Below are 22,453 nucleotides of genomic sequence, written 5' to 3'. Positions count from 1 at the left end.
GATGGGAGCCAATGTTAGAAGCTGATTCTCATTGGAAACGATGGGATGTATACAGAGCCATCTCGTTTCTAGCCTCTCATTTCTGCAGGGGCACTGATGTTCCCTTATTGCTCCCGTTTGTATGAGTGTGTAGGATTGGGCATTCTGTACACCGCATTTCGCAGAGGTATCATGCCTCAAAGTATTGTGATAGGTAACAGCCTTATGCGACAGGAGATGAAAGCTACGGAGCCCCCGACTAAAAAAGGCGGTAGTCGAGGAGGGACTTCGGTTGCTCATGAAGGTCAAGAGACAAGAGAGCATTCGTCGATTGCGGGGAAAGGTCGCGTGGGAAGGGCCTCAGTGTGGCGGGTGAGAGCGATAGTCACATAGTGCCTTGCTCATGGTAGTCAGGTTCCTGCCCAGCTGTGCAGTCTAGGCCATCGTAAGGTTGAGGAGTATTGTGAAACAACTGTGTGATCGTGCCATTGTGATCGCATTCCTCGTTCTGTACGCCGCCGTTTCTGTTGGCTGCAGTGATCATGAGAGTATTCTGGTGATCGAGAAGCCAACGGAAGTCTATGCCATCACGCAGGCCGCTTCTGCGCCAGACCCGAACGTGAACATTGAGCCGGGGAAGGTTATTACGACGCTCCAGGCTGGTGAGACGGCCAATGTGGTGGCGGTGTATCACGGCCAAGCGCATGACGGTTTCAAGGTCAAGCTCGCCAACGGGACCGAGGGACTCATCATGGCTGGCGATACATTCAAGGTCACGTCCCGGTGAGTTCTTTGTGTCCTATGAAGTTCAGGCACCTTTTTTGCGTTCATTTCTAGCCTCTTGTACAAGCCTGCCGTCATCGATTACTGTTAATGCCCATGGAAGAAGAGTCGCGAGAACCAGTAGGGCCGGATGACGCAGCCGACAAGGTCATCATTTACTGGGAGCGGGAATATTCCACCGCCTTTCCGCCGGAGCGCCTGAAGTTAGATTTCCATCCGCATCGGCCAATGATGAGCAACATGGCGCTGGAGGAGCAGCGGGCACTTGCGGCCAGCGGATACAAGGTGTTGCCGGACGACTGTGGACCGGTCAGGACGGTAGGGAACTATGGGTGGCTGATTCGCTGTCCGGTCGACGTGAAACTTCGGCGCACGGCGTCCGGAGTTCAGTGGCAGTCGCCGCCTATTTTGCCGGAAGAGCGACTATTGGGGTACAAGAGCTTCACCGGGATGTATGTCGATTTGATTCTGAACAGCGGCTATCCAAAGCTCTGTTGCGGAGTCCGTCTCTACTATCCCAAGCATGTCGGCCTGATGATGAAGGATTTGCCCAACCATTTCTATCACTACCCGGACCGGACGTTTTCTATTTGGGAGGGGATCAAAACACAGGAGTACAAGCGCACGCCGAATCAGTATGCCTGGTTGTCCGACTATGAAGCCTTCACGGCCAATTTTCTGTTACAGCTGCACAAGCCGACGACGATTAAACGTGGTGATCCCATCGGGGTGATCCTGCCGGTACTCCTCCCAAAACAGTTCGTCCTCCAAGAAATTCAGCATCCCTGAGTTATTCCAACCATGCTTGACTCATGGGCACTTCTGCTGCAGTTGCAGGTGGCGCGCAGGTGGGCCAACAGGCCGCTGCGACGCTTCACGAGATCCGTGATTCGCAGCGAACCGTCACGAAGGATGCGGGGCAGCGCTCTGTAGGGGATCTCTCTGGAAGGCTATTGGAGCGCATCCGGTGGGGTTTTGAGGAGTTTGGCGAATCGATTCTTGTCGATCGCCTTTTCATAGGCCTCTTCCGGCGAGATCCATTTTTTTGTGAGGAGATCCTGAATGGCATCATCCAGCGTCTGCATGCCGATGTTTTTCCCGGTTTGCATCTGCGACGCAATCTGAAACGTCTTCGCGTCTCGGATGAGATTACCAACGGCTGGGGTGCATACCAAAATCTCCAGGGCCGCACAGCGACCCTTTTGATCGATTCGCTTGAAGAGGTTCTGTGCAACGATGACACGCAGGGCCGTGGAAAGGGTATTCCGAATCTGCGGCTGTTCGGATGCGGGAAAGACTTCGATGATGCGGTCCACGGTCTTGGCGGCGTTCTCTGTGTGGAGTGTCCCGAATACCAAGTGTCCGGTTGCCGCAGCTTCGACGGCCAAGGCGATTGTTTCGAGATCCCGCATTTCCCCGACGAGAATGATATCCGGATCCTCCCGAAGGGCTCCCCGCAGCGCAGATCCAAACGTGATGGTGTGTAAGCCGACTTCACGGTGATTGACGATGCAGTTCTTACTCTGGTGGACGAACTCGATCGGATCCTCAACAGTGAGAATATGGTCCTTCCTGTGGCGGTTCGCATAATCGACCATGGCTGCGAGCGTCGTGGACTTTCCGCTGCCGGTCGGACCGGTGACGAGGACCAACCCTTTGCGTAGCATAGCCGCGCGCGTCAATACCGGCGGCAGCGCGAGGTCTTCGGCGGAGACGATGGTCGTTGGAATCTTCCGAAACACGGCTCCAATGCCGTGCTTGTGGTTGAAAAAGTTTGAGCGGAAGCGGGCGACTCCGGGAATCTCATACCCGAAGTCGACATCTCCTGTTGATTCAAAGACTTCCTTCTTCGGTCCTGGCGTGATCTCGTAGAGAAGGTCATGGAGGGCTTGGTTATCGAGGATCGCATTCCCCGGGAGACGTTCCAGCTCACCGTGGATGCGAAATGCGGGGGCTTGTCCTGCAATCAAGTGCAGGTCCGAGGCCCCATGCTCGATCATCATGCGGAAGAGTTCATCTATCTTGGGCATCGTGCTCAGCCTCCTGTCCTTCCCGTTGTAGTATACGGATTCTTGTTGTATCGACAAATGAAACTCAGATCTTGGACAAGCCTTTAGCCCACGGTATATATGGACACTTCGGCCGTAATCGCCGATCCGTTGTTGCGACAGGCCGGCGGCCTGCGGGCTCACTCCGCGGACTCTCGACGTACCGCACGAGTACGTTTTAGCTCGTCTGGGATCCGCGCGACGGTCTCACGAGGCGGCTTGGTGATTTCGTTCTTCGACGGTGCTCGGGACTCTGAGCTAGTCGATAGGCGACGAACCGTCATGAATAATGCGGACTGGCCCAAGCTTATCGGGCGTCGGTGTTGGGTGACTCTTGTGGTTCCGGTGGAGGTAACATTTCTGCTTCAGGTAGGGCATCCTCGGGATTGTAGGATTGGGAGGTGATTGGTGGAGAATCAATCGGTGCCCAATTGCCGGGATCTACTGGCGAGACTTCCGCCACGGGTGAGACAGGTGTCGCTGGTCTCTTCACGACTTTTCGATGAACGGACTGCAACGGTGTTGATCGCGACGGGGGAGACGATTGGAGTTGAGACTGAGGTTCAGAAAGGGCTGGTGTGAGGGCTGGAGCTGGGTGAATCTGTGGACGATGGATCAGGCTGTGCCGGCCACGCCCACCGTCGGCACCTTCTGCAACCTGCCATGAGGAGAGCATGACCAGCATCATCAATAGAGGGAGAACTGTTGATTTGTGAACGTCAATCATGGTGATGGATCCCCCCTCCCAGAGGGCCGGAACACAGTCTAGAAATCAGGGGGTTATGCAACCCACATGCTAGCCGCGCGCACAGAGCTGGACTAACGAGGCCGGATCGAAGCCCTGCGTTATGCTTCGTTTGTGTCAGATAGTGACAAGAATGGCCGCGGGTAACTTGCCAGTCTGTACGAATTGCCACCGTAGGGGTGAACCAATTGGTACAGCTTTCCTGCCAGGGTGAGGCTTCTCAGCAGCAAAACTAATGGAGACTGGTTAGTCTGGCTGGTTAGAAAGGTACTGAATCAACCAGTCGGTGATCACCGTCGTCATCCGCTTGAAATCCTCACCCTTTGTAAACTGATGGTCGGCGCCTGGGAGCATTTCGAGGTGTTTCTTCACCTGTAGCCTGTCGTACAACTGTCGGCTCTGATGAAGCGGGACGTGCTCATCCTTGTCACCCTGGACGATGATGGTCGGTGCGTTGATCGACCGTGCAGGGTCATAGGCAATTCGATGCAGAGCATCGTCATAAAAGGCGTAGCGGAGCCGGATTCGGTCAGGACCACCCATGATATTGGGAATCGTGTCCGTTGCCTTCCATCGTGCCATCTCATCGTCCCCGAATCCCAAGCGTAATTCCTCCGCGAAATCGACGACCGGGCATTTGAGTGCCAGGCAAGCCAGATCGGTCCGCTGAGAAGCCGTCAGAATTGCAACCAGCCCGCCGAAGCTCGATCCCATCAGTCCAATCCGTCGATAGCCTTGTTGCTTCAGTAGGTCGATGGCGGCCTGTGCCTGCTGCACTCCGAGGGTCGTGGTGATCTGTTCGAAGGGGCCGTCGCTTTCCCCCTGCCCAAAGAAGTCAAAGCAACAGGTGCCGATTCCATGGTCGATCAGCAACCGCGTGAGGGTCTTATTCGTTGAGCTGGTTTTTGAGGACAAAAACCCGTGGCACAAGACGGCAATCTTGTCCGTTCCTCCTGGAGGGAGGGTCACAATCGAGGCGACTCGATGTCCCTGGGGATCAAGAAAGGAGAAGCGTTCTTCCACGAGGGCATTCTACCAGAGTTGGCGTGGGTGGGTAGAGGCGAGACCAAGATTGTAAGCGAGGTCTGTCACTCCCGCTCCAAGAAGTAAAAATGATCAGTCGGGCCGTGGCCGTGGCCGATTGCCAAGCCATGCCGAATGGCTTGCGTGACGTAGGCCTTCGCCGCTTGTGCGGCATCCAAAACAGAACGACCTCTGGCAAGGTGCGCGGCCAGCGCAGAGGCAAACGTACAGCCGGTGCCATGGGTATGGCGTGTCTCGATGAACTCGCCCTTCAGGACATTGAAGAACCGGCCGTCGTAGAGGAGATCCGTCGCCCGTTCGCTGAGCAGGTGGCCTCCTTTGATCAGCACGTGCTTGCACCCGAATCCATGGATGACCTTTGCGGCTCGTCGTGCATCGGCCAAGGAGGTGATCTGGATTCCCGACAACTGCTGAGCCTCATGAATGTTCGGAGTGACCACGAAGGCGAGCGGCAGCAGCTGCGTCTTTACGGCGTTGACGGCTTCGGGTCGTAAGAGGGGATGGCCGCTCTTTGAGACCATCACCGGGTCTACCACGAGGGTGGCGATCTTTTGAAGAGTCAGCATCTTGACGACGATCTCCACGATGGCCGTCGACGACAACATCCCGGTTTTCACGGCAGCGACATCGAAATCGTCGAAGACGGCATCGAGTTGGGAGGCGATGATGCTCGGTGGCAACTCAAAGACGTCCGTCACTTCCTCGGTATTCTGAGCGGTGATGGCCGTGATGACCGACATGGCGAAGACACCATTGGCAGACATGGCTTTAATATCGGCCTGAATGCCGGCTCCTCCACCGGAATCCGATCCGGCAATCGTCAGGACTTGCTTGATGGTCTGTGGCATTGGTCGCTCTCTAATTCGGATGCTGAAAAATTCCGCCAGCGTCGTTCTCGCCCCACTCAGAGGCTCAACGTACCGAAGCGTACGCCTCACCTCTTCGCTCGCTGAGGCCTTGCCGGACGGTCTTTTTGAGCATCCTCACGTTGTTGTGGTGTGAATGCCGCACGGAACACTCCAGCTCCGTTGTTGGCAAAAACCGATTGTCTCTGAAATCTGCTAAGGCACGACTGCTCCGGGACTAGGAATTGGTTCCAATCTCAATCCATCGATGGTAAATGAGGCATCGTGCCTTGGTAACTGCTCATGAAACAATAATGCGAACTTAGAACCTGAGGCGGTCGACGGTTGAGTGAATATGAAAACTGCGCGCTGCTTTCGACGAGGAGACAGTTCGATGCCCCTCGTACAGAGGCCTTCACGGTTCTGTGCAACGGTCTGATGCCATACGCTTCCATGTTCGTCCTTCAGCACCGTGTTTTGCAAGTGACAGAGCAGCTTGAGGTCACGCAGTGAATGATTTGCAACCGTGACATCCAGCTTGACCTGGCCGTTTAGTCGTGTAATCGATGTAATGATAAACTCATACGCGTCGTTTCGGTGCGTTCCTATTCCGAGCGGTGGGGCTGGTTCTTTCGGCTGCTCGACGGGCAGTGCTCCAGGGAGAACATCTTCCTTTTTGAAGAACGTGCTCAGGGGGCCGGTTTTCGGGAAGATCGTGCGGGTGGCGCTGATCGATTGAGCCTGTTTCGGCGTGATCAGCCGGACGGTCACTTGTAGGCCTTCGGGTGTTTCGCTGTAGGTGCCGGATACGAATAGGTCGGCGCGTATGGCCTTGGCGGCACGCCGGACCGCCTTGGCGTGGGGTGGATCGATGTGCTCAAGCTGCATCTTTTTCATGGTTGAGTAGAGCAGTGTGCGGTCGACTGTGGTCAGTTCACCTGCCACCATGATTTGTGTCCCAAGCTCTTCGGCGAGAAATTGTCCAACCGGTGTCGGTTCACCCTGTGAGTCGGTAAAGTCGAGCACGGCGAGGCGTTGCTTCTTCGCCTTGGCAGCTCGCTCTGTCACATCTTCTGCCAACTGTTTGAGGCTGTCTTCGTAACTCGCAGACGCCCATGATAATGGTGGAAAGGGAAACGGTAAGACAAGGGTGATCAGAAGGAGCAGCAAGCCAATCATACGCATGAATGGTTGTCATTATACTCAGCATGATGCCGGTGTCTAGCGGGCCACAAAAACCGGTTCATGGTCGGAGTCCCGTGGTGCTTGTTCCCGTGCTGTATTTGAGGAATCTCAGATCATTACGAATGTGAAGTCGCTGATGGAATGGAGGCGATGGGTTCAGTTTCCTTGCCATACCAACCTTTCTCGCGATAGGTTGTGCGCTCTCCTCGATCGATCTCTGCTCCTATCCAAGTAGCTACTGCTTCATCTTTGAACTCGACACCATCTTCCCTCGAGAATGGTTCTGCGGATCAGCGAAGCCACACGTCTCAGTCGTAATCCCCTCCTCCTAGCAATCGTATCCTTTTAGATAAGCGACATATCTTTTTAGATATGCCACGAACCGCAAGAATTTAGCATGAATCTCGGAAAGTGTTGAAAAATATACAGACAGCAATGGGAATCGCATTGGTACGTATCTTGATCTATTCGCGTATCGAAGTGAGTCATGGACCATCGTTACCGGGGAACGGAAGGGACATGCGATGCACCACAAGTATAAAAAAGGTGGTAGGACGCAATGAGTAACAAGTCGGGGACTTCAAGCCAAATCATTTCGCTCCCTCAGGGTGGTGGTGCCGTGCGCGGCATCGGAGAAAAGTTCTCGCCGGATCTGCATACTGGGACAGGCAATTTCTCCGTGCCGATCGCCCTCCCTGCAGGACGAAACGGTTTCCAACCAGAAGTGAGTCTTGTCTATAGCACCGGTAACGGGAACGGCCCGTTCGGACTCGGCTGGAGTCTGAATGTGCCAGGGGTGGCGCGTAAGACGTCGGATGGGTTGCCGCGGTACGTCGATGCGCGTGATACCTTCGTGCTGTCTGGGGCAGAGGATCTGGTTGCGGTTGATGTACAAGCTGATCGAACCCGCTATCGGCCTCGTACGGAAGGACTGTTTGCACGAATCATCCATCACCACGATGCCTCGCAAGACTATTGGCGAGTTGAGAGTAAGGATGGTCTCACCAGCGTCTACGGCACCCCAGCGCCGGCTGGTCTCGATCCTGCAGCGATTGTAGATCCTGCCCGGACCAACCGTGTCTTCGCTTGGAAGCTCAGCCGGACGACCGACGTGTTCGGCAACCGCATCGATTACGTCTATCAGCGTGATGCGGTGCGGAACGATGGTCCCCATCGCTGGGATCAACTGTATGTGTCGGAGATGCGCTATGTGGATTATGGCGATTCGGCCAATCCACAGTTTCTCATCCGGGTGCAATTTGTCTACGATGAGCGTCCCGATCCGTTCTCAGAATACCGCGCCGGGTTTGAAATTCGTACCGTGCGTCGCTGTACGAAGATTCGCATCTACACTCTGGCCGATCAGGAACGGCTGACTCGCACCTATCATCTGGATTATCTGGATCAGCAAGAGAACGTCCCCAAACCCCTGAATAAGGTCTCACTACTCCACCGCGTTCGAGTCGAGGGGCATGATGGCGCCCAATCGGAGTTTTTACCGCCGTTGACGTTCGGGTATAGCCGTTTCAGCCCAAATGACCAAACGTTCAGTGCCGTGCAGGGAGCAGAGTTGCCGTCCGGGTCGTTGGCGCGACCGGAATATGAACTGGTTGGACTATTCGGGAACGGTTTGCCGGATATTCTCGAAATGAACGGCACCGTGCGGTACTGGCGCAATTTGGGAAACGGCCGCTTCGATAGACCACGCACAATGGCTGAGTCACCGTCCGGTTTGTTCTTGGCTGACCCAGGTGTGCAGATGCTCGATGCCGACGGGGACGGTCGCGTTGAATTGCTCGTCAGTCGAGAAGGTTTGTCCGGTTACTTTCCATTGCGGTTTGACGGGGTGTGGGACCAAAAATCTTTTCACCGGTATGAGACCGCACCGAGTTTTCGTCTCGACGATCCGAACGTCAAGCTGCTTGACCTGACCGGGGACGGCGTGACGGACGCCATCCGTTCGGGCAATCGCCTGGAATGTTTCTTCAATGATCCCACACGCGGATGGCACCAGACTCGTGTCGTCGAACGTCGTGACCTCGCCGAGTTTCCAAACGTCAGTTTTTCCGATCCTCGTGTCAAATGGGGGGACTTCAGCGGAGATGGGCTCCAGGACATCGCACTCGTGTACGACGGCCATGTTTCCTACTGGCCCAACATGGGATATGGCGACTGGGGTCAGCAGATCGTCATGCGCAATAGTCCACGGTTACCCTATGGCTATGACCCCAAACGCATTCTCATCGACGACGTGGACGGCGATGGCTTGGCCGATTGTGTGTATGTCGGGGATCGAAAGGTGTGGCTCTGGATCAATCAGGGTGGCAATGCGTGGAGCGAGCCGATCGAAATCGCTGGAACCCCGCCGGTCACCGACATGGACGCGGTGCGTTTAGTGGATGTGCTGGGTCATGGCAATCGAGGTGTGTTGTGGAGCCGCGATGCTGATGGATCACGTCGCCCCACCATGTTCTACTTGGATTTTTCCGGTGGGATCAAACCCTATATGATGACCGAGATGGGCAATCATATGGGGGCCCTCACGCGGGTCGGCTATGTCTCCTCCGTACAGTTCTATCTCAAGGACCAAGAGGCACCTTCCACACGCTGGAAGACTCCATTGCCGTTTCCTGTCCAGGTGGTTGCGAAGGTTGAGGTTGTCGATCAGATTTCTCATGGGAAACTCACCACGGAGTACTCCTACCATCATGGGTATTGGGACGGTGCGGAGCGCGAGTTCCGGGGCTTCGGGCGGGTGGATCAACGCGATACGGAACAATTCGACCAGTTTCATGGACTAGGCCTGCACGCCGGACCGGCATTTCTCCCGGTGGCAGAGCGGCAGTTCTCGCCACCACTGGAAACCCGCACCTGGTTTCATCAAGGACCGATTGGTGACGAGTTCGGCGATTGGGATGAACTCGACTACCGCCAGGAATATTGGCCGGGCGATCCGATGGTCTTCACGAGACCCGCAGAGATGACTGCGCAGCTCGAGGCCTTGCCGAGGCGTCGAAAACGAGATGCCTTGCGTGCCCTTCGTGGGACGGTGCTGCGCGCGGAGCTGTATGCCTTGGACGGAACGGAGCGTGAGGCACGGCCCTATACCGTGACGGAACAGTTACAAGGCGTTCGAGAGGAAGTGCCGCCCGCAACCGGCAGTGACAGACGAGCCATCTTCTTCAGCTTTCCCCTTGCTCAACGCACCACGCAATGGGAACGCGGCGACGACTCGCAGACCCAACTCACCATGATGGGGGAGCATGACCAGTATGGTCGCCTGTTATGGCAACTCAGTCTTGCCGTGCCACGAGGCCGCGAGTACCGGTCGGCGGCGGCAAGCAGTGAGCCCTATCTTGCGATCTTCAGCGAAACGACCTATCTGCAGCGCGACGACTCACAACGCTATCTGATCGATCGAGTCGCCAAAACCAGCGCCTACGAAATCGTCAACGACGGGAAGTCCTCGGTCTTCACGCTGTGGGAGACGGTCAAAGCCGGCGGCGCGGTCAAACAGTTGATCGGCCAGACCATCAGCTTCTATGACGGGCCTGGGTTTCAGGGGCTGCCGTTTGGTCAACTGGGCGAGTACGGCGCATTAGTGCGTTCGGAAAACCTTGTCCTCACGGATGGGTTGCTGGCCGATCTGTATCGCAGCGGCGAAAGCCAGACCAGTCCACCAGAGCTTCCACCGTATCTCAAGCCAGGGACGCCGGTGTGGACCGCTGACTATCCGGAGGAGTTTCGCAAGCTCCCGATGTTGGCCGGCTATATCTATCGAAAGGGCGGCCCCGGTGCGATCTCGGCCCAGGGGTATTTCGTGATGGCCGCGAGCCATCTCTATGATTTCCAAGTCAGCGGTGCCAATGGCAAGGGGCGCGGTCTGCTCATGCAGCAGCATGACCCGCTGGGGCGGCGGACGGTTATTTCATACGACAAGTATCACCTGCTCCCGATCAGGGTCACTGATCCCCTGGGGCTGAGCACAGAAGCCAAATACGACTATCGCGTGCTGCAGCCGGAGGTGGTTGTTGATGCGAACCAGAATAGTCAGCGCGTTCGCTTTACGCCGCTGGGTCTTGTGAAGGCGACGTTCATACAGGGCAAAGCCAACGCGGCGGAAGGAGACCGTACTAGGCCGAGTCTGGAACTCAGCTACGACCTCTTGGCATTCAGCGAACGGGGTCTGCCGGTATCCGCCCGCAGCCGCCGATATCAGCATCACGATACGGAGACGGATGTGCCGCTTTCGAAACGAGATGAGACCATCGAGACGGTGGAATATTCCGACGGGTTTGGCCGTCTACTACAGACCCGCGTGCAATCGGAAGAGATCCGGTTTGGTGATGCAAACTTTGGGGGTGGTCTCCTCCCGGTCGATCAAGCCGATGACGCGGGGTCTCGCGCGGCATTCAGTGGGATTCGCAACGGGGATTCACAGCACCCCAATGTACTGGTCAGCGGTTGGAAGACGTACGACAACAAAGGACGGGTCGTTGAGCAATATGAGCCGTTCTATTCGCAAGGCTGGAGCTACTCCGCTCCCGGCGAGGCACAGCTCGGGAAAAAAGCCGTGATGATCTACGATCCGCGCGGTCAGGTGATCCGCACGCTCAACCCGGATGGCTCTGAGCAGCGGGTGATATACGGGATCCCGACCGACTTGGCAACTCCTGAGCAGTTTGCACCAACGCCGTGGGAAGCCTACACCTACGACGCCAACGACAACGCGGGCCGCACCCATGCGGAGCAGGCGCGAGGCTATCAGACCCACTCGAACACGCCGGCGAGCATCGCCATCGATGCCTTGGGCCGTACCGTCCAAGCCATTGCCAGGAACGGCAGCTCGCAAGCTGATTGGCTGGTCACCCGATCCCACTACGACATTCGGGGCAATCTGGTCAGCGTGACGGATGCAATGGGCAGAGTCGCGTTTCGGTATGGACATGACTTGGCCAATCGACCCTGGCGAAGTGACAGCATTGATGCAGGGTTGCGTCGCACAGTCCTTGATGCCGTCGGCAATCCGCTTGAGAGCCGCGACAGCAAAGGCGCGTTGATCCTGTATGGCTATGATGAAGGGAATCGTCCCAATCGACTCTGGGCACGAAATGGACTGAATCAGCCGCTGACTCTCCGTCAAGTGCTGATCTATGGTGACCGGCCTGAGTCTGGATTCACCACGGACGCGGCCCGACAGAAGAATCTGCTGGGCAAACCCTATCAACAATATGACGAAGCCGGGCGAGTCACGGTTGCCGGGTACGACTTCAAGGGCAATCCAGTCAGCCAGAGCCGGCAGGTGTTGAGCGATGCCAAGTTGCTGACGGCCTATGAGAATGCAGCTCAACGCAACTGGGCCATCGAAACCTATCGCGTGGATTGGCAGGCTCCGGCCAACGTCTCCCTAGCAGCCCAGGCGCAAACCCTGCTGGATAGCGCCCTGTACGAAACCAGCAGCCGCTACGATGCCCTCAATCGGATTAAGAGCGCACTCTATCCACAAGACGTCACCGGCCAGCGGCAAGAATTGCTTCTGGTCTACAACCAAGCCGGTGCCTTGGCGCAGGTCATACTCAACGGCCAGACGTACGTCCAGCAGATCGCCTACAGTGCCAAAGGCCAGCGGGTGCTGATCGCTTATGGCAATGGCCTGATGACTCGTTACGCCTATGACGACAAGACGTTCCGGCTGATGCGTATGCGGTCGGAGCGCTACAGTCAACCACAGCCTGACCGGTTCCAACCAAACGGTGAACCGTTACAAGATTTAGCCTACCGGTACGATCTGGTCGGCAATATCTTGCAGATCCTCGACCGCACGCCAGGTAGCGGGATCATCAACAATCCCTCCGCAGCGATCGTCAATGAGAGCAGACTCGCGCAGTTGCTGGCCTCCGGCGATGCATTGCTCCGGCAATTTGACTACGACCCGATCTATCGATTGTTGTCCGCGACCGGAAGGGAGTGTGATCAAGCACCGGAGGCACCGCCCTGGATGGATCAACCGCGCTGTACCGATGTGACCCGCGCGCGCGTCTATACCCAGCGCTATCGGTATGACGCGCTGGGCAATATGCAGGAGCTGAAGCATCAGGGAGCGGGAGTGGGAAGCAACCGACTGTTTGCGACGGCCACGGGGAACAATCGCTTGGATTCCATGACGATCGGCCAGAGTAGCTACCGTTATGTCTACGATGCCAACGGCAACATGCTCAGCGAGCACCAGATGCGGCAGTTCGAGTGGGACCACAGTGACCGACTGAAAACCTTCCGTACGCAGGTCGCGGGCAGCGAACCCTCTGTGCATGCGCAGTATTGCTACGATGCCGGCGGCATGCGAGTGAAGAAACTGGTGCGCAAACAAGGTGGCCAGTACAGCGTGACGGTCTATGCGGGGGGCCTCTTTGAGTACCACCGTATGGTGCAGGGCACCACGGTCCAGGAGAACAACACCCTGCATGTGATGGATGACCAAGCGCGTATCGCCGTTGTCCGTGTCGGCACGCCGTTTCCAGACGATGCGAGCCCCGCCGTGAAATATCACCTGGCAGATCATCTGGGGAGCAGTCATGTCGTGGTCGGCGTCGACGGGGTTTGGATCAATCGCGAGGAATATACGCCGTATGGAGAAACCAGCTTCGGCAGCTTCACCAAAAAGCGGTATCGCTTCACCGGTAAGGAGCGGGATGAAGAGAGCGGTCTCAACTATCACGCTGCCCGCTACTATGCCGCCTGGCTGGCGCGATGGGTAAATGCGGATCCGATAGGACTAGAAGGTGGAGTTAATGTTTGCATGTATTGTTCCGGCAATCCGCTCAATAGAACAGATACGGTTGGCACTGACTGGGAGTTCTGTTGGCCTGGCAGCAAAGGTTGTGGACTAGGAAGTACTGTCGAAGTCCTAGACGACGAAATCAAGGTAGATGAGGGAGTTGCAGGTTTCGGAGATACAGTATCTTTTGGATTGACCCAGAAAGTCAGAGAGGTAGCGGACGTTGACAGCTCGATCGATTACGAAAGTACCCAATACAAAGTTGGCGTTGCGGCTGGAGTTGTACACCAGGTTGCACTTGGAGGGGCAGGTTTAGCTAAATCTATCGGCACTATTGGTGTGATCAATACTGCGAAAGCAGCAGTGGTGATGCATACAGTAACAACGGGACTTGGTCATGGAGCGAATATGATAGATCCTAGCGGAACTACTGGTGCTGTCTTACAGAACGTAATCAACTATGGACCCTCGGTGATTGGACCTGCAAAATCTTTCGTGGGTCGAGTCTTGAGTCAAGATATAAAGCGTAACTTTGTAAGAGTGCCAGGGGCTATTTCAAAAATTACTACGGACCCTGCTGAGGTTGCCTTGTGGCAAGAAATGGAGGCCCTCGGCCTTGAAAAGGGAAGGGTTACCCATCACGACGGAACTTACACTGATACGGTTGGTGGTCCGACATCAGCACGATTAGAAGTCTCTCGAAGCGATATTCGAGTTACCCATGGACACCCTAGGTCACGTATCGCTTTGCCTAGTCCCGGTGATGTTGCCGGGAGCCAAAAAATGCCACAGGCAATTTGGGATGTGCTGGGAAGTGCATACCCATCTGCAGACAAAGTACTCAAAGCTTGTGGGTTACCTCCTTCTGGGGCTGTTATGAAAACTATTTTCCAGGCACCAACAAGCAAATAGGAATAATTGGCTGCTTCCTTATTTAGATGGAGCGTTACTGCGATTGCGTTATTACGTGAGATGAGAGGGGCGACATCAATGCCTATTCACATTTGCGAGTCAAACCGGTCTGATGGGTATCAATAGGAGGATAATCACATGCCAATCATCGAAGAGGTCTTAGCAGAAACTGTCGAAGCGGGGTTAGGTATAACCATTCTCAGTCCGATGGCCGGTGCTCGTGTGGCGGAACACGTTCAGGTGAGCGGATCGGTTTCGCCGATTCGTACCGATACTGGAGCACCGGATCCCAAAATTACGGTCACGAGAGTCACCAGCGTGTGGGTGACATTCGGTCTTGGCGGGGCGTCCGTCCAGGCGACGATGACAGGGGCTCTGTCTTGGCAATGTGCGGGGTCCTTTCCAGCCAGTACGCCCAGCGGTCAACCGCTGACGATCTTTGTGACAGCATCCGCGGATATGCAGAACCGCTATCAGCCGTTGGGGCAGTGGGAAGTGGGGGGGGGAGGTCATATCGAGCATGCCGTCGTGTTTCAGCAAAAGCCCCCCGTTCTCACGGTCCAGGTGACGTCACCGGTCACAACGGACACGCTGCCGTATCTGGCCAGAATCACAGGGACTGCGAGGAATGGAGCGTCGACCGTCACGTCGGTGCAGTACAAGATCGACAACGGGGCTTTTGCCAACGTCGATAATCCAAAGGGAGACTGGAGCGAGTGGAGTAAAACGATTCCATTGCAATATGGTTCCTTTCAATTAACGGTGAAAGCCACGGGAGACCCTTCAGTCCCCTCTACTGAGGACATCAAGACGATCGCAGTTCGGAAACCGTTTGAGCCCACAGAGATTGCACAGGTATTTACCAGCACAACCTACCTCCGCGAACTGATGGACTGTGCGCAGCGGCAGATCAAGATCGGCAGCGGCACGGGGCCTACCCCAGCTGTATTGGCAAGCCGGTTGTTTCAACCCTACGACAAGTTGACAGCCTCGCGTGTGTATGAGTCTTCCAACCAGCCGATCGCACAACCGCGAATTGCCATTGAAGTGCTGCGTCGGGCGTTGGCGTCGCAAAACCAGACCATCCCAGTGGAGCCGGATCAACGGTTCCGCGTGGTGGCGTACCACCATCTCTTACGTGAACTCGGGACCTCCTATGACGAACTTCGGCTGGCGCGATTGGCGGAACCGTCTGAGCGCCGAGCCTTGGCAGCCCGGCTGGGCTTTTCTTTGGAGGGCAGCAGGCCGGATCGTCTGGATCGGATGACGTGGCCGACGGAGGCCGTCACGGATGCCTTGCTGGAAGAGTTCTTTGGGTATCGCTCGACAGCGATAGCCGATCCGCTTCAACTGCCGGCTGCGGCTCCAAGACTCCCGGAGTGGCAGAGTGCGGCGTTGATCACGCTATGGTTGGAGGAGGATGCCCGCACTCGTGATGCCGCGAGCGGTGCGCTGCCGATTCTCGAGCCGGACGTGATCGCCCAGGTCCATATTGCGAATCGTGTCGCCACGAATCCGGTCTTTGCACTCTGGACTGCCCGTCGCAAGTGGATCGATGACACGGTGGTCGCCATCCAGCGGGATGCGGCTACTCAAACGGCGCCTTTGGCCCGCTTCGACCACATCGTGAAGACGTACATTGTCGAGGGGTTGCCGGCTCTGGATCTGCCGGCCTTGGCAGCCAGGGATGCGCAAGGTGAGAATCTGATAATCGAATTGGACCGGTATCAGCTCGATCTGCAGGCGTTCCGGTTTCTGGCCAAGAGTCGTGCCTTACTGGTGACCGGCAGTCTGTTGGAGTCTGAATGGCAGGATGTCTTTGCAATCGTTCTACAAGTGAAGAAACGGCGCCTATTCCGACAGTGGCGTGTGGAGGAACGGCAGATCGGCCTCACGCAGGATCCTGGCGTCTTGCTCGCCGGTGCCAGCGAACCGACGGTCGCGATTCCGGCCTGGCGTGGGACTCTGCGGGCCTATTCCCAATGGCGTCGCTCCTTGCTGGCACGCGCCAAGCAGCGAGAAACGATGCTGGTCAGCTACCAGAAAGCCATTGCTGCGGCTGAAGCCCTGACACTGTCTGGTCTTCGCGATGCCCTGCTGGACCTGATAGGACAACGGCAGACTCCTCCGCAAACTGCTGCTGACACTGCCGAACGTCTGAGTCGGGAGTTGCTCATCGATTTACGCGCCCATGCCGACAGCAAGACTACGCGGGTGGAGCAGGCGATCGAAACGCTGCAGGGCTTGCTCTTCTCGGTACGGGCCGGTCGTTTGCCGGTGGGAACTGGTGGGGCTTGGACCATAAACGAGACCAGCTTTGATCCGGAATGGGTTTGGATGGGTAGCTATCGAACGTGGCTGGCGGCGATTCGGGTGTTTGCCTATCCGGAAAACCAATTGTTCCCGAACCTCTATGTCTCGACCGGTGGTCTTCTGTCTCCGACGCAGTCCTTCATCGGGAAGGATGGGTTGATCGATACGTTGCGGAAAACTCCCAAGATGACACCACAGGTGGCCCGCAATTTGGCGAGACAGTATGTGGAGAGGTTGCGCAACGAACTTGGCACTCCAGCGGTAAACCTACCGGCTGATTTTGTGCTGACCGATCAGCAATTGTCGGCAGAGGAGCTGAGGAAGCGGCAAGAGTTAATCACAAGATTGTTCAGCGGCATCACCGATCCCAATGCCATCCCACAATATCTGCGCGAAGTCTTTTGGCTGGTGCCGATGGCCCTCGCGCAGCGATTACAGGACGACCGCGAATATTTGGTAGCACTGGATTGGTACCAAACCGTCTATGCGTTCGAATTGCCGTTGGATCAGCGGAAGCGCTATCCGGGGCTGACGATGGAGGCGGCCATTCCGTCCTCCTACAGCCGTACGCCAGGATGGTTGACCGAAGAGCTGAATCCCCATGTCGTGGCGCGCACGTCGATTGACCAGAATCAGAAACTGGTCGGGCGAAAGAATGTCTACACCAGATTTACGGTGATGGCGATCGTGCGCTGTTTCCTTGCCTATGCCGATCTGGAGTTTGCCAGGAATGTGGCGGAATCGGTCGCTAATGCCCGCACATTGTACGAAACGGCTCTTGACCTCCTGGCGGTTCCAGACCTTCGGCCAGAAACCGGGCCGACGATCCCATTCCCCGCCAATCCGGTGTGGGAGTCACTGTTGTTGCATGCTCAAACCAATCTGGCCAAGATCCACAATGGGATGAACATCGCGGGTGTGCGCGACGTGCAAATCCAGACCGGCGAGGGGGCGACATTCCTCCCCAGCCAGTACCGCTATGCCTTCTTAGTTGAGCGAGCGAAGAATCTGGTCGGCATTGCCCAGCAGATTGAGAGTGCCTATCTCTCAGCCCTGCAACAGGGCGACGAAGAACGGTACCGGCAGCTTCAAGCTAAGCATGATATTCATGTGGCAGGAAACTCTATCGGTCTGGCGAACTTGAAAGTGGCCGACGCCGCTCTTCTGACGGATGAAGCGGAACTGCAAAAACAACGTGCGGAGATTCAGTACGATCACTTTGATGGACTGCTTGACAATGGCGTCAGTGGGTGGGAATGGGCAGCTCTTGGAGCAATGAGCGTGGCTGCCGCTGCCCATACTTGGGCTGCCTTCAAGGATGGATGGAAGTTTTGGGCGGGAGACGGGTTGGGTCATGTGGCCTCGGCTGCCTCTGTCACGTCTCAAATGCTTCAGACTCAGGCCAGCTTTGAGCGGCGAAAGGAAGACTGGAAGCTGCAACGGAACTTGGCTGCCAAGGACCGAGAACTCGGTCTCCATCAAATTCGTCGCGCCAAGAATCAGCAGCAGATTGCGACACAGGAACGAACCTTGGCCGTTCTGCAACTCGAGCATGCCGAAGCGGTGATGAATTTCTTAGCGAACAAGTTCACCAATGCCGAGCTCTTCGAGTGGATGAGCGGTGTCTTGGGTGGCGTGTACGCGTATTTCCTGCAGCAGGCAACGGCTCTGGCGCAGCTGGCCGAAGCGCAGTTAGCGTTTGAACGCCAAGAGCCGGCGCCTGGTTTCGTACGGGTGGATTACTGGATCGACACGACGGCCGGTGCCGGCACCGAGGCGACCGACCGTCGAGGGTTGACCGGATCCGCACGGCTGTTACAGGACATCTATCGACTGGATCAATATGCGTTCGATACCGATAAGCGGAAACTCCACATGACGCAAACTCTATCGCTGGCCCAGTTGGGCGCTCAGGAGCTCCAACAATTTCGTGACACCGGTGTCTTGACCTTTGCCACGCCCGAAGCCCTGTTCGATCAGGAATTCCCCGGCCACTACCTGCGGCTGGTGAAGCGGGTCAAAGTCTCCCTGATCGCCTTGGTGCCGCCGGTGCGGGGTGTGCGCGCAAGCTTGTCAGCCTCGGGACTCTCACGCACCGTGGTGGCGGGTGACAAATTTACTACCGTCACGCTCAGTCGCTCACCGGAAACGATTGCCTTCACATCCCCATTGAATGCAACCGGGATGTTCGAGTTGGAACCTGAAAACGGCATGTTGCTCCCCTTTGAAGGGATGGGTGTCGACACCGTGTGGCGGCTGGAGCTGCCGAAACCGGCCAACCCATTTGACTATCGCACCATCGCCGATGTCCTACTGACGTTCGAATACACCGCGCTGAACAGCGTGGACTATCGTCAGAAAGTGATACGAGACCTCGATCGATCCTTTTCCGGGGACCGTGCCTTCAGTATCCGGGACCAATTCGCCGATGCCTGGTACGAACTCAATCATCCTGAACAAGTCGAGACGGCTAGGCAGATGCAGGTGACGCTGCCGGTGATGCGCCAGGATTTCCCACTTCATGTCACGGATGTCCGTATTCAGCAAGTGACGCTCTTCTGCGTCCGTGCGGATGGCTATCTGCAAGAAGTGCGGGTGATGTCGCTCGCGCACACGATTCCGGGACTTGATACGGTGACGGCGGGGGAAACTGTCAGTAAGGGTGGCGTCATCAGCACGCGACGTCCAGGAGGGGCACCGTGGCAGCGATTGGTAGGACGGGACCCGGTTGGTGATTGGACGCTGCAACTGGAGAATAGCCCATCGCTCCGCCAAGCTTTCAAGGACGAATCGATTCTGGATGTCGTGTTGGTGCTGACTGTGGGTGGTGTGACTCCAGCCTGGCCATGATACGAAGCATGATGGAGACGGAGGTGATGAGAAACCTCCGTCTCCGAGGTGTGCCGGAAGGCTTGAAACGGCCACGGACGTTGTATTTTCTCTAACATATCAGCTATTTCCTGCCAGACCTCTTCTGCATCATCCCATCTTGGTCGTTGAGTCTCTGTGCCACCTCCCGTCCGTGTTTGACAAGCACGCTTATCTGTAGAGTACACTGCCACCCCTAGATCCCCCCATTCACTCCTACTGTCCTAAGGAGGCCTCCATGCCGAACAGTTTCTGTGTAAAGATGCTCAGTGCAGCGGGTCTGTTTCTCTTGTGTCTCACGAGTTGGGTCGGTGCCGAAGAGCCGGCAGGTGCCGTCAGTGAGGCACGCCTGGTCGCGCAATACAACTACTCGATCCACATTCTCGCCATGCTGGTGGTGGGATTTGGATTTCTGATGGTATTTGTCCGCCGGTATGGCTTTGGTGCGACGACCGGTACCTATCTTGTGGTTGCAACAGGACTCCCTCTGTACATGTTATTGCGGGCCAATGGGGTGGTGGGCCATGAGTTGAAGGCGCACACGGTCGATGCACTCCTGTACGCTGAATTTTCTGTAGCGACGGCATTGATTGCGATGGGGGCGGTGCTGGGGCGTTTGCGGGTCTTTCAATATGCGCTGCTCACGTTGCTGCTGGTGCCGCTCTATGCACTGAACGAATATCTTGTGTTGGACAATGGCGCTGGGCTGACCAAAGGGTTTCAGGATTCGGCTGGTTCAATTGTCATCCATGCGTTCGGGGCCTACTTTGGGTTGGCAGCGTCATTGGTCCTGACGACGACGGTGCAGCGGAGTCAGCCGATTGAATCCGATCCGACCTCCGATCGATTTGCCATGCTGGGATCGATGGTGCTGTGGCTGTTCTGGCCGAGTTTTGCGACGGCGATTGTGCCGTTTGAACAAATGCCTCAGACTGTTGTGAATACGATTCTGGCTCTGAGCGGGGCGACGCTCTCAACCTATTTCCTCAGCACCCATTTCCACCATGGGAAAACATCGATGGTCGATATGGCCAATGCGGCATTGGCCGGTGGGGTGTCGATCGGCTCGACTTGTAACCTTGTCAGTCCGACCGGTGCGTTTGGTATTGGATTGCTGGCCGGTGCCTTGTCGGTCATTGGGTATGTGTTTATCCAGCCGATGCTCGAATCGAAGATCAAGCTCGTCGATACATGCGGCGTGCACAACCTGCATGGGATGCCTGGGCTACTCGGCGGACTTATGGCGATCATTGTCGTGCCTGGCGTGGCCGGCGTTCAACTGGTGGGGATTGCCATGACGCTTGGGATCGCCATTATCGGAGGGGCTATCGCCGGTGCCGTGATTCGAGCGACTGGGACCACTGAGCAGGCCTACGAAGATTGCCACGAATTCTCACATGTACCAGGGCCGGAGAGTGAACGACGGGTTGAGGAACTGGCGCTTGGTGCGAAGGCCGATATCAACGCGTTGCAGAAAGAGCTGCTTGCTCGGACTGCCTCTCGCACGTAAGCGGCAGGGTCTCTTCCGATTGCCTGTGAATGACATGGTGGGAGGTCTGGACTAGCCGGACCTCCTACCATGTGGAACTCTGTGTCCAGGCTCATTTCCCACCAACTCCTATAAATGCGGTTCGGTCAAGTACTGAAACGGGACGGCTATTCTCCCAGCCGTTTTTGTTTGGGCAGGTTATAGCTAAGCCTGTATTTACTGATAGTGGTCGAGATGGAGTTGTGCGATCATGTGGGCATGAGATGCTCCTCAGATTTGCGCCAACGGGTGGTAGAGTTTGTTCGAAGTGGTGGCAGCAAGGCCGAAGCGGCTCGGCGGTATCAGGTGGGTGAGGCGAGCGTGTACCGCTGGCTGAAGCCTGGCGGCGTGACCTACAAGCGCCCCGGTCCACAGCGGCCCCACAAGCTGGATTGGGACGCGTTGCGCCGTCATGTAGAGGAACACCCTGACCGGACGCACGCAGAACGGGCTCGGCATTTCCAGGTTTCCCGATATTGTATTTGGAACGCACTGCGCAAACTGGCGGTGACCCATAAAAAAAAGACTGGGGTACCATGAGCGCGACCCGCTTCAACGAAAACGGTTCCTCCGTCTGCGCGAGCGGTTCCTGCGCCGCGGCAAACAACCCGTCTACATCGATGAATGTGGGTTTGCTCCGTCGACGGCGCGGCGCTATGGGTATGCACCGAAAGGCCAGCGCGTGGACGGCTTGGTCTCCGGGCACCGACGGCCACGCACCTCGTTGATTGCTGCGCGTATGGACGGGCGACTCGAAGAACCGTACCTGTTCGATGGGACCTGCGATACGGCGGTCTTCAATGCCTGGCTCAAGACGAGGTTGTGTCCGCGTCTGAATGCTCAGCACCTCGTGATCATGGACAACGCCGCGTTTCATGCCTCGCCGGAAACGGCGCGGCTCATCGCGCAAACAGGCGCGACCCTGCTGTTCCTCGCGCCGTATTCTCCAGACCTGAACCCTATCGAACATGATTTCGCCGCCCTCAAGAAGCGCCGGGAGTATCAGGAGCAGGCCACCCTCGACGACATTGTGAAAGCCTATCACTGATTACAGGCTTAGCTATATGGGTCGAGCAAGTTTTGTTTGGTGCGCCCCACAGGACTGAATTTAATGGGCTTCAGATCCGTCAGTAAAACATCAAGAGGGTAAGCTGGGTGGGTTGGTGCGCCCGACAGGACTTGAACCTGTAACCTTCTGATCCGTAGTCAGATGCTCTATCCATTGAGCTACGGGCGCGAATCGAGAATATTTTGAAGAAGATTGGGTGTTTGGTCGGGGGGCAGGAGAAATTAAACCAAACATCAGTGGAATCTGCCATCCCTGAAACTCATACCCCCCTCGTCCATCTTTCAACACCCCCGAGTACGGCAGGGAAGTTTATACAGTGGGCGGTGAGAGAGGGTCAAGTAAAACCGGTAGCATAAGTT

Annotated in this window: 12 protein-coding genes and 1 tRNA gene; 7 read left to right on the top strand and 6 right to left on the bottom strand. The window is 56.4% G+C overall.

The annotated features are described in order from the left end of the window. The first annotated feature begins 442 nt into the window (after nucleotides 1–442). A complete protein-coding gene (locus COMA1_RS16620) occupies nucleotides 443–766 on the top strand; it encodes a hypothetical protein (RefSeq protein WP_090750602.1) in 324 nt (107 codons plus the stop codon). Between the two features lie 86 nt (nucleotides 767–852). Continuing rightward, complete coding sequence (locus COMA1_RS16615; protein WP_090750600.1) at nucleotides 853–1,551, top strand: hypothetical protein; 699 nt, start codon at nucleotides 853–855, stop codon at nucleotides 1,549–1,551. A 161-nt stretch (nucleotides 1,552–1,712) separates the two neighbouring features. On the opposite strand, the gene COMA1_RS16610 is transcribed toward COMA1_RS16615, so the two are convergent. The 5 genes from COMA1_RS16610 to COMA1_RS16595 all read right to left on the bottom strand — a co-directional run bounded on the left by COMA1_RS16610 (nucleotide 1,713) and on the right by COMA1_RS16595 (nucleotide 6,629). Beyond that, complete coding sequence (locus tag COMA1_RS16610) at nucleotides 1,713–2,792, bottom strand: type IV pilus twitching motility protein PilT (protein ID WP_090750598.1); 1,080 nt, start codon at nucleotides 2,790–2,792, stop codon at nucleotides 1,713–1,715. A 325-nt stretch (nucleotides 2,793–3,117) separates the two neighbouring features. Further along, entirely contained in the window at nucleotides 3,118–3,537 is a 420-nt protein-coding gene (locus COMA1_RS20675; RefSeq protein ID WP_141654382.1) for a hypothetical protein, read from the bottom strand. Between the two features lie 264 nt (nucleotides 3,538–3,801). Then, complete coding sequence (locus tag COMA1_RS16605) at nucleotides 3,802–4,578, bottom strand: alpha/beta hydrolase family protein (RefSeq protein ID WP_090750596.1); 777 nt, start codon at nucleotides 4,576–4,578, stop codon at nucleotides 3,802–3,804. A 65-nt stretch (nucleotides 4,579–4,643) separates the two neighbouring features. Continuing rightward, on the bottom strand, nucleotides 4,644–5,447 hold the full coding sequence (gene thiD / locus COMA1_RS16600) for a bifunctional hydroxymethylpyrimidine kinase/phosphomethylpyrimidine kinase (RefSeq protein ID WP_090750594.1): 804 nt from the start codon (nucleotides 5,445–5,447) through the stop codon (nucleotides 4,644–4,646). A gap of 213 nt (nucleotides 5,448–5,660) precedes the next feature. Then, nucleotides 5,661–6,629 carry a FlgO family outer membrane protein gene (locus tag COMA1_RS16595; RefSeq protein ID WP_090750592.1) on the bottom strand — a complete coding sequence of 323 codons (969 nt, stop codon included), beginning with the start codon at nucleotides 6,627–6,629 and terminating at the stop codon, nucleotides 5,661–5,663. A 559-nt stretch (nucleotides 6,630–7,188) separates the two neighbouring features. On the opposite strand from COMA1_RS16595, the gene COMA1_RS16590 reads away from it, so the two are divergent. The 5 genes from COMA1_RS16590 to COMA1_RS16570 all read left to right on the top strand — a co-directional run bounded on the left by COMA1_RS16590 (nucleotide 7,189) and on the right by COMA1_RS16570 (nucleotide 22,073). Further along, on the top strand, nucleotides 7,189–14,316 hold the full coding sequence (locus tag COMA1_RS16590) for a SpvB/TcaC N-terminal domain-containing protein (protein WP_090750590.1): 7,128 nt from the start codon (nucleotides 7,189–7,191) through the stop codon (nucleotides 14,314–14,316). A gap of 138 nt (nucleotides 14,317–14,454) precedes the next feature. Next, nucleotides 14,455–19,479, top strand: a complete 5,025-nt coding sequence (locus tag COMA1_RS16585; protein ID WP_090750588.1) for a Tc toxin subunit A-related protein — start codon at nucleotides 14,455–14,457, stop codon at nucleotides 19,477–19,479. A 256-nt stretch (nucleotides 19,480–19,735) separates the two neighbouring features. After that, on the top strand, nucleotides 19,736–21,007 hold the full coding sequence (locus tag COMA1_RS16580; protein ID WP_090750586.1) for an ammonium transporter family protein: 1,272 nt from the start codon (nucleotides 19,736–19,738) through the stop codon (nucleotides 21,005–21,007). A gap of 237 nt (nucleotides 21,008–21,244) precedes the next feature. After that, nucleotides 21,245–21,565 (top strand): IS630 transposase-related protein, encoded by a 321-nt coding sequence (locus tag COMA1_RS16575; RefSeq protein WP_245631137.1) that lies wholly within the window; start codon nucleotides 21,245–21,247, stop codon nucleotides 21,563–21,565. Continuing rightward, the gene (locus COMA1_RS16570) at nucleotides 21,540–22,073 is read left to right on the top strand and encodes an IS630 family transposase (protein WP_090750581.1); all 534 of its coding nucleotides are present in this window, start codon (nucleotides 21,540–21,542) and stop codon (nucleotides 22,071–22,073) included. Before COMA1_RS16575 ends, COMA1_RS16570 begins: the two co-directional genes overlap by 26 nt. 113 nt (nucleotides 22,074–22,186) lie before the next feature. On the opposite strand, the gene COMA1_RS16565 is transcribed toward COMA1_RS16570, so the two are convergent. Beyond that, nucleotides 22,187–22,262 (bottom strand) — tRNA-Arg (locus COMA1_RS16565). Between the last annotated feature and the right edge of the window lie 191 nt (nucleotides 22,263–22,453).

The sequence above is a fragment of the Candidatus Nitrospira nitrosa genome (assembly GCF_001458735.1).
GTDB classification, from domain to species: Bacteria; Nitrospirota; Nitrospiria; order Nitrospirales; family Nitrospiraceae; genus Nitrospira_D; species Nitrospira_D nitrosa.
Note: the sequence above shows the minus strand (reverse complement) of the source record. Positions and strands in the feature narration are given on the sequence as shown.

Excerpts from the sequence above, each read along its gene's own strand:
- COMA1_RS16585 (WP_090750588.1), top strand. The coding sequence starts at position 14,455 with ATGCCAATCATCGAAGAGGTCTTAGCAGAAACTGTCGAAGCGGGGTTA.
- COMA1_RS16615 (WP_090750600.1), top strand. The coding sequence starts at position 853 with ATGCCCATGGAAGAAGAGTCGCGAGAACCAGTAGGGCCGGATGACGCA.
- COMA1_RS16575 (WP_245631137.1), top strand. The coding sequence starts at position 21,245 with ATGAGATGCTCCTCAGATTTGCGCCAACGGGTGGTAGAGTTTGTTCGA.
- thiD (WP_090750594.1), bottom strand. The coding sequence starts at position 5,447 with ATGCCACAGACCATCAAGCAAGTCCTGACGATTGCCGGATCGGATTCC.
- COMA1_RS20675 (WP_141654382.1), bottom strand. The coding sequence starts at position 3,537 with ATGATTGACGTTCACAAATCAACAGTTCTCCCTCTATTGATGATGCTG.
- COMA1_RS16595 (WP_090750592.1), bottom strand. The coding sequence starts at position 6,629 with ATGCGTATGATTGGCTTGCTGCTCCTTCTGATCACCCTTGTCTTACCG.
- COMA1_RS16590 (WP_090750590.1), top strand. The coding sequence starts at position 7,189 with ATGAGTAACAAGTCGGGGACTTCAAGCCAAATCATTTCGCTCCCTCAG.
- COMA1_RS16610 (WP_090750598.1), bottom strand. The coding sequence starts at position 2,792 with ATGCCCAAGATAGATGAACTCTTCCGCATGATGATCGAGCATGGGGCC.
- COMA1_RS16580 (WP_090750586.1), top strand. The coding sequence starts at position 19,736 with ATGCCGAACAGTTTCTGTGTAAAGATGCTCAGTGCAGCGGGTCTGTTT.